Annotated in this window: 8 protein-coding genes and 1 tRNA gene; 7 read left to right on the forward strand and 2 right to left on the reverse strand. The window is 35.9% G+C overall.

Annotated elements, in window-relative coordinates; all coding sequences use genetic code 11:
- The first annotated feature begins 10 nt into the window (after positions 1 to 10).
- Together nhaD and QMO11_RS20295 are read left to right on the forward strand one after the other, a co-directional pair.
- Complete coding sequence (nhaD, locus tag QMO11_RS20290) at positions 11 to 1,387, forward strand: sodium:proton antiporter NhaD (protein ID WP_282039662.1); 1,377 nt, start codon at positions 11 to 13, stop codon at positions 1,385 to 1,387.
- A gap of 10 nt (positions 1,388 to 1,397) precedes the next feature.
- Entirely contained in the window at positions 1,398 to 2,840 is a 1,443-nt protein-coding gene (locus QMO11_RS20295; protein WP_282039664.1) for a TrkH family potassium uptake protein, read from the forward strand.
- A gap of 57 nt (positions 2,841 to 2,897) precedes the next feature.
- Here the strand turns inward: QMO11_RS20295 and QMO11_RS20300 are convergent, their stop codons facing one another.
- Positions 2,898 to 3,347, reverse strand: a complete 450-nt coding sequence (locus QMO11_RS20300) for a KTSC domain-containing protein (RefSeq protein ID WP_075602168.1) — start codon at positions 3,345 to 3,347, stop codon at positions 2,898 to 2,900.
- Between the two features lie 219 nt (positions 3,348 to 3,566).
- Here QMO11_RS20300 and QMO11_RS20305 point away from each other — a divergent pair, with 219 nt between their 5' ends.
- Positions 3,567 to 4,151, forward strand: coding sequence for a hypothetical protein (locus QMO11_RS20305; protein WP_282039666.1), 585 nt, complete (start codon positions 3,567 to 3,569; stop codon positions 4,149 to 4,151).
- Positions 4,152 to 4,211: 60 nt separating this feature from the next.
- Here the strand turns inward: QMO11_RS20305 and QMO11_RS20310 are convergent.
- Positions 4,212 to 4,284: transfer RNA gene (locus QMO11_RS20310), tRNA-Met, on the reverse strand.
- Between the two features lie 384 nt (positions 4,285 to 4,668).
- Between QMO11_RS20310 and QMO11_RS20315 the strand changes: the two genes are divergently transcribed.
- Genes QMO11_RS20315 through tatA form a run of 4 tightly spaced genes read left to right on the forward strand, consistent with a single transcriptional unit; the run spans position 4,669 to position 8,348 of the window.
- Positions 4,669 to 5,547, forward strand: a complete 879-nt coding sequence (locus QMO11_RS20315; RefSeq protein WP_282039668.1) for a M23 family metallopeptidase — start codon at positions 4,669 to 4,671, stop codon at positions 5,545 to 5,547.
- A gap of 45 nt (positions 5,548 to 5,592) precedes the next feature.
- Complete coding sequence (locus tag QMO11_RS20320; protein ID WP_282039670.1) at positions 5,593 to 6,747, forward strand: 1-deoxy-D-xylulose-5-phosphate reductoisomerase; 1,155 nt, start codon at positions 5,593 to 5,595, stop codon at positions 6,745 to 6,747.
- 58 nt (positions 6,748 to 6,805) lie between these two features.
- Positions 6,806 to 8,122 carry an RIP metalloprotease RseP gene (gene rseP / locus QMO11_RS20325; protein ID WP_282039672.1) on the forward strand — a complete coding sequence of 439 codons (1,317 nt, stop codon included), beginning with the start codon at positions 6,806 to 6,808 and terminating at the stop codon, positions 8,120 to 8,122.
- Positions 8,123 to 8,159: 37 nt separating this feature from the next.
- A complete protein-coding gene (gene tatA, locus QMO11_RS20330) occupies positions 8,160 to 8,348 on the forward strand; it encodes a twin-arginine translocase TatA/TatE family subunit (RefSeq protein WP_068471760.1) in 189 nt (62 codons plus the stop codon).
- Positions 8,349 to 8,470 lie beyond the last annotated feature (122 nt).

The raw sequence follows: 8,470 nt of genomic DNA on the forward strand, positions 1-8,470 counted from the left end.
CATTTTTGTAATGTTTTTATTAATGCTTGTTGTATTCGTACTAGGTTACGGATTCATCGTGTTTGAACACGTAAATCATATTAACAAAGCGGCTATTGCTTTATTTATTGGCTCGGTGTGCTGGGCTATTTTATCGTTGAGTGGCGAATCGATTCTAGGCTTGGGCTTTAGCTCGGCCTGGAATAACTTTTTGAGAGAGGGCGGTAGTCTTGAGGAGATAACGCATTTTATTACGCATGATCAGTTAATGCATCATTTATCGGAGATATCATCAATTATCTTCTTTTTGATTGGGGCAATGACTATTGTGGAACTGGTGGATAAGTACCAAGGTTTTAAGGTGATTACCAGTAAAATTACCAATAGTAATGCTACAAAGCTACTTTGGATTATTAGTATTCTTACTTTTTTTATGTCGGCTGTGCTGGATAACCTTACCACTACAATTGTGATATTAACGGTGTTAAGAAAGTTATTAACACAAAAAGATAATAGATGGATTTTTGCGAGTATGGTGGTGGTATCGGCCAATGCGGGTGGTGCATGGTCGCCCATTGGTGATGTGACTACCATTATGCTTTGGATTGGAAGCCAAGTTACAGCTGCACATATTATTAGCTCGGTAATTTTGCCTAGTATAGTAAATATGTTAGTGAGTACTTTCTTGTTTTCTCTGCTTACCAAAGGAAAAACCATTCGTCCGGTACTAGATACCAACGAAACCGATGAATTTACCACACAGAAGGAAAGGGTTTTTATGCTTTCGGTTGGTGTAGCCGCATTGTTATCGGTGCCAATATTTAAAACAGTAACGCACTTGCCTCCTTTCTTGGGTATGTTATTTGGCCTGTCTATTATGTGGATAATGACCGATAGATACCTTAAAAACAGAAGCGAGGAAGACAAACGTAAGCTTACGGTTATGGCGGCGATTAAAGCCATTGATATACCTACTGTTCTTTTCTTTTTGGGGATATTGAGTGCTGTGGCAGCTTTGCAAACAGCGGGCCATTTAGATGTTATGGCACAGTGGCTTGATGATGAAGTAAAAAACATTTACGCCATTAATTTAATTGTGGGTATTGTATCGTCGATTGTTGATAATGTGCCTTTGGTGGCGGCATCGATGGGGATGTATCATATAGCAGCGGCCGATGCTACAGGTTATATGGCCAACTTTATTCAGGATGGTAACTTCTGGTCGTTTCTGGCTTATTGCGCTGGTACCGGTGGTAGTATTTTAATTATTGGATCGGCAGCAGGTGTGGCAGCAATGGGCATTGAGAAAATTGATTTTATGTGGTACCTAAAAAAAGCGAGTTGGATTGCTTTTGTGGGTTACATTGCCGGAGCCCTTACTTTTTATTTACAAGTACTTTTGTTTTAATTATTGAGCAATGAATAAGAAGGCCATTATTCATATACTAGGACTAATTTTGGTTTTTGAAAGTGCGTTTATGTTATTGTGCATTATAGTATCGATACTATATAACGAGCACGACATACGCGCTTTTGGTTATTCCTTTATCATTACATTTTTTACTGGCGGAATATGCTGGTTATGTACTCGCGATTTTGAGAGGGGTAAAATGAAGCGCGAGAGCTTTATTATTGTTACACTTGTTTGGGTGATTATGTCTTTATTTGGTAGCTTGCCCTACGTTTTTAGTGGCACCATACCATCGTTTACCAATGCGTTTTTCGAAACCATATCGGGATTTACTACCACAGGTGCTTCTGTGGTAAGCGATATTGAAGCTTTGCCACATTGCATTTTGTTTTGGCGAAGTATTACGCACTTGATTGGGGGAATGGGTATTATTGTATTGGCCATTGCTATATTGCCTTACTTTGGTTTTGGCGGCATGCAGTTGTTTAGCGCCGAATCGGCAGGTGTAGTAAACGATAAGCTACACCCGCAAATTCAGAAAACAGCAAGTAGCTTATGGCGCATTTACATGTTATTGATCGTATTAGAAACGGTGTTTTTAATGCTTGGCAATATGCCCCTTTTTGATGCACTCTGCCATAGTTTTGGCACATTGGCTTCGGGTGGGTTTTCTACCAAAAACGATTCCATTGCAGGCTATTCACCCTATATACAATATGTGATAATTGTGTTCATGTTTTTTGCGGGTACCAACTTTGCTTTATTCTACTTTATTTGGAAAAAGAAATGGGATAGGTTTAAACGAAACCGTGAGTTCAGAATTTACGGAGGCATAGTTCTGCTTGTTTCTGTTTGTGTATCGCTTGCCCTAATGTTTGTTGAACACTATAATATTGAGGAGGCTTTTAGGGCAGGAACATTTCAGGTGGTGAGTATATTAACCAGCACAGGTTTTGCAACTGCCGATTATGGGGCTTGGCATCCCTACCTTAATTTTGTGATGTTTCTACTCATGTTTGGCGGTGCATGCGTAGGAAGCACATCGGGCGGTGTAAAAATATTCCGACATATTATACTAATAAAAAGTATACGTACTGAGTTTAAACGGATGACGCATGCTTCAGCAGTTATTCCCATAAAAATTAATTCACGCTCGGTATCGTCCGAAGTGGTTTATAAGGTACTGGCATTTTTGGTGCTCTATATTATAATATTCGCCGTAGGTTCCTTGGCCATAACCATTACTGGTTTAGATATTGAGTCGTCGATGGGTGCTGTTGCCACATCTATGGGAGGTATTGGTCCTGGTCTTGGGCTTGTAGGACCAGCTAATAATTTTTCGGCTATACCCGATGCGGCAAAATGGATACTATCTTTCTTGATGTTATTGGGAAGGTTAGAGTTATTTTCTGTTCTGATTATTTTTTCACCTCACTTTTGGCGGGGATAAAAAAATAGGCACCTCGAAAAACGAAGTGCCTATTCTATATAATATGTGTCAATATTATTATGCTTCTTGCATTGCTTTCATTGAGCGACGGTAAATATATTGATTGAATATATTACGCTTGGCGAAACGATTTAAGTTATCTGCATTTAAAAACTTATTGAAAATAACACGACTTACACCAAAGAACTCGTACGTTGTACCATCTAAAAAAGTAAGCGTCATTACCTGGCTTTTGTGTTTCCAATCGGTAATTGGCGACTCGGTAATTGTTTTTGTGTATTGCTCTTTGTTGGCTTCCATTGTTTCAGGAGCAATGCTCACTAAAAAGTCGTAACCATCAATAATTTGACGACTCATGCTTTCAGCTTCAGCAGCCTTCTCGTCATCAGCCTGAAACTTATCAGGGTGCCATTGCTTTACCAAACTACGGTAAGTTAACTTTAGCTCCTTAAGATCAATAGCATTCTCAACCTTGAACAACTTCTTATATTCATTTATTCTTTTCATCAATCTACTTTTAACTCTGCTATTTTTAGCGGCCGCAAAAGTACGTTAAATATATACGCTAATCTAATTATTTATAAAGCATTAACATTAGCCTTAAAACCTGAACTGTATAATCTGCAATTATTCTTTATACTATAACGGGCCTTTCAGCGTTTATAAAATACCTCTTGCTTAAATAGTTTTTATACTTTTGAGGCCAAATTATTAAAACAGTAATTAATGAAAAACACAATAGTAGTAGCAATAATATCCTTAATTGTTTTATCCTGTTCTGAAGACTCAACTCTGTTCGGAACAACCTATAACATTAGCTATAAAAATACTTCAGAATTTACTGTTGAGATATTAAGCGATAATTTTGAAAATTTCTCACTTGCTCCTGACGAGGAAGTTGTGGTAGTTTGTGATACAAAACAACCCTCTATTGAGACTAAAAGCTATTCTAAAAACTTTTACATTTTCTATGTAGAAGAAGAACCTCTGGTATATAAAATATTTCAACAAGAATATAATTTAGACAATATCATTCAATATAAAATAACACGAGAAAACCCAAGCCTAAGAGGTAAAGCACGAGTTATGTATACCGATTCTATTGGTGATACAATTGTACACAAAGATGTAGTACTACCCGCTACTTATAGTTTCGACGAATTTAAATCGGATACATTAATGCTTGAAGCCACAAATTTATTAGATATTGGTTCAGTATCTGTAGAAGTAAGTGTAAAAGGAGTTCAACGAATGTACCAAAGGGCTAACTTACCTGATACTATAGCTAAAGTGGAAACATTTATGTGGTAAGCAAATTTAAAATAATAGAAATAAAAAAGCCGAAGAAAATAAATTCTTCGGCTTTCTTAGTAGCGGGGACCAGACTCGAACTGATGACCTTTGGGTTATGAGCCCAACGAGCTACCAACTGCTCCACCCCGCAATATATCTTAAACGTTTGTTGTTTTCTTTATTGCGGGTGCAAATGTAGCTGTTATGTTTTAACTGTGCAACACTTTGGAGAATTTATTTTTTTATTCGATGATCGCTTTCACGCTAAAAACCAATTAAACAATTGGTATAATGAACCATACATCCCTGATATTATTCTAAGATAAATAGTATTTTAAGCTCTTATGTTATACTTAGAGTACTTCACAAACTTCTTTAAATCGATGGTCAGTCACATTACTATTGATTCAATAGATAATTTACACTTCGATTATTACTAAAATTAATCTATCACATAGGATTTATAAGCTGACATCTGATATAAAAAAGCTGACTTAATTTTTTAACTTTGCAGCCTCGAAATAGAAAAATTATTATGGAGAATACGCAGGGCAAAAAAGCATTTATTAAAAAGATCCGCCATAAATATAGGCTTGCTATTTTTAACGAACAGTCGTACGAGGAGGTTTTTAGAGTTCGCCTATCTAGGTTAAATGTATTTACCGTTGTGAGTTTTTCTATAGTTATTATAATAGGTTTGGTTACCCTTTTAATCGCTTATACAGGCTTGAAAGAATACATTCCAGGTTACCCTAGTGCTAAGCAGCGTGTATTAATGGTACGCAATGCAAGCAGAGTGGACTCGCTAATATTAGAGATTCATAAAAGAGATCAATTTGTTAAATCGATTCAAACAGTTATTCGTGGAGAAGTACCAGAATCTATAGAACAAGAAGATTCTAGCCCTACAAATGCCGATGCTATTGAATCAGCTAAACTTGACAACACACAACGTGATATAGAGTTTAGACAAGAAGTTGAGGCAGAAGAAAAGTTTAACCTAGCTGTATTAGATGATAAATCGAAAGATTTAAAGCTAAATCAACAATACTTTTTCCCTCCAATTAAAGGTATTGTTGTTAATAAATACAACGAAAGCACCAATCATTTTGGGGTAGATATAGTATCAAAACCTGGAGAAACGGTTTCTGCGATACTTGATGGAACAGTAATATTTACCGGCTGGACTGTTGAAACTGGCTATGTTATGATTATTCAACATGGCAGTGATCTCATATCAAGCTATAAGCATAATTCAAAGTTACTTAAAGAAATGGGCAGCTTTGTGAAAGCTGGCGAAGCTATTGCAAATACTGGTAATAGTGGTGAGTTAACAACCGGTCCTCACCTACACTTTGAATTATGGTACAAAAGTGCTGCCCTTAATCCAGAAGAATACATCTTATTTGAATAAAGAATTGAGTTCAAGTTTCACCTGAACATTGAAAATATTTTAGAAATGAAGAAAAGAGTTGCCATATTAGGTTCAACAGGGTCCATAGGAACTCAAGCGTTAGAGGTGATTGAAAAAAATCCTGAGAAGTTTGAAGTTGAAGTACTAACAGCTAACAATAGAGTTGGTAAACTTATAGAGCAGTGTAAGCAATTTATGCCAAACATTGTTGTTATTGCAAACAAAGAAAAGTATTCTGTTTTACAAGATGCACTAGAAGATTTACCAATAAAGGTATATGCTGGTAGTGAATCTATTAGCCAAGTTGTAGAAACCGAAAGTGTTGATATTGTATTAACTGCAATGGTTGGTTTCTCAGGCCTTCAACCTACAATAAATGCGATAAAAGCTAAAAAGCCAATCGCACTAGCAAACAAGGAAACAATGGTTGTAGCCGGCGATATTATCACAGAACTAGCAGCCCAAAATAAAGTACCTATTCTTCCTGTAGACTCTGAACACTCGGCTATATTCCAATGCTTAGCAGGTGAGTTTCACAATCCTATTGAGAAAATATATTTAACTGCGTCGGGTGGGCCTTTTAGAGGTAAAGATGAGAAATTTTTGAAAAAAGTAACTGTTGAACAGGCTTTGAATCATCCTAACTGGGAGATGGGTAGCAAAATCACCATCGACTCCGCTAGCATGATGAACAAAGGTCTGGAGGCAATTGAAGCCAAATGGTTATTTGGCTTAAACCCCGATCAAATTGATATTATTGTACACCCACAAAGCATAGTGCATAGTTTGGTTCAGTTTACCGATGGTTCTATGAAAGCACAGATGGGACTGCCTGATATGCGTTTACCCATTCAATACGCCCTTGCTTACCCAGAAAGAATCGTATCTGATTTTGAACGATTCAACTTTTTAGACTACCCTAGCCTTACCTTTGAAAAACCAGATTACGATTTATTCAGAAACATTAATCTCGCATACGAATCCATGCGCAAAGGAGGTAACTTGGCTTGCATTATGAATGCTGCGAATGAAGTTGTGGTTGAATCATTTTTAGAAAATAAAATCGGATTTTTAAAAATGTCAGAGGTAATAGAACGCACAATGGAAAAAGCTGATTTTATACAAAAACCAAGTTTAGATGATTATTTTAATACCGATATTCAAGCACGTTCTATAGCAAAATCAATAATCGGACTTTAAAGTATTATAATTACAAAAAAGAAATATATTTGTAGCTTAATTTTTTCAAAAATAATAGATGGATATTTTAATAAAGGCAGGGCAATTAATTTTAAGCCTTTCAATATTAGTAGTACTACACGAGTTTGGCCACTTCTTTTTTGCCAAACTTTTTAAAACTAGAGTAGAGAAATTTTATTTGTTCTTCGATCCTTGGTTTTCATTATTTAAATTTAAAAAAGGTGATACTGAATATGGCGTAGGTTGGCTACCTCTCGGAGGTTATGTTAAAATATCTGGTATGATTGATGAGTCTATGGATAAAGAAGCCATGGCTGAACCGCCTAAAGACTACGAATTTCGCTCAAAACCGGCATACCAACGCTTATTAATAATGGTTGGTGGTGTTTTAGTTAACTTTTTATTAGCCTTTTTCATTTTTTGGATGATTTTATTCAAATGGGGAGAAAGTCATATCGATGTTAACGATGCCAAATTTGGTTTAGATTTTCATCCAATAGCTAAAGAAATTGGATTACTAGATGGCGATATAGTTACCTCTGTTGATACTCACAAAGTAGTTACCTCAAAAGACATTGCATCTTTATTAATATTAGAGGATGCCAAACAACTTACTGTTAATCGCAATGGAGAAGTTCTCACTATAAATATTCCAGAAGGTTTTGGAAAAAGAATAATTGGTGAAGAAGTACGAAGTTTAGCTGAGTTACGCTTCCCATTTGTTGTAGATAGTGTGTTACCCAAGGGCAATGCAATAGATGCCGGATTACAAAAAGGAGATAGTATAGTTACTATTAATGGCGAAGATGCCAGTTTCTTCCGTGAAGCAACTGCCATTATTGAATCCAACAAAGGCAAACGCGTCACTATAGCTTTTGTTAGAAATAATGAGCCAATGGAAACACGTTGCGCCGTTTCTGACGATGGGAAAATAGGCATAGGACCAAAAGTTAACGACTACTTTAATGTTACATCGGTTAAATATGGTTTTTGGGAAGCTTTGCCTGCCGGTATTAATAAGGGGGTAAATACCCTTGTTGGCTATGTGAAACAACTTAAACTAGTTTTCTCTAAAGAAGGCGTATCACAACTTGGTGGATTTGGAGCTATAGGAAATATGTTTCCACCAACATGGAATTGGTATTCATTTTGGTCTCTTACCGGTTTCTTATCTATTGTATTAGCTTTTATGAATATTCTTCCTATTCCGGCTTTAGACGGAGGGCATGTACTATTTTTACTATATGAAATTATTACAGGACGCAAGCCTAGTGATAAGTTTTTAGAGTACGCTCAAACTGCAGGTATGTTATTATTGTTAACATTATTACTTTTTGCTAATGGAAATGATATCTTTAGGGCGATTTTTAAATAATCGATTTAATTGTTACTTTTTATAAAAACACTACATTATGAATTTAAATAGCATACTTTGTTTCTCTTTAGGAGGACCTGAAATAATAGTTATAGTACTTGTTGTTGTCCTTTTATTTGGAGGAAGAAAAATTCCTGAATTAATGAAAGGTTTAGGACAAGGAATGAAAGAGTTTAAAAAAGCTCGCAATGAAAATGAGGAAAAACCATCCGATTCAAAAGAATAAACATACTTAATATACAAGAGCCGTTATTCTTCAATAACGGCTCTTTCCCAGATTCAAGAACCTAGCGCAACAAATTAATATTTTAAATTTGTTGTTATGAATGGAAAAAACTACACACGTCT

Origin of the sequence: Saccharicrinis aurantiacus, from assembly GCF_947489045.1 — a bacterium.
In the GTDB taxonomy this organism is placed as follows: Bacteria; Bacteroidota; Bacteroidia; order Bacteroidales; family Marinilabiliaceae; genus Saccharicrinis; species Saccharicrinis aurantiacus.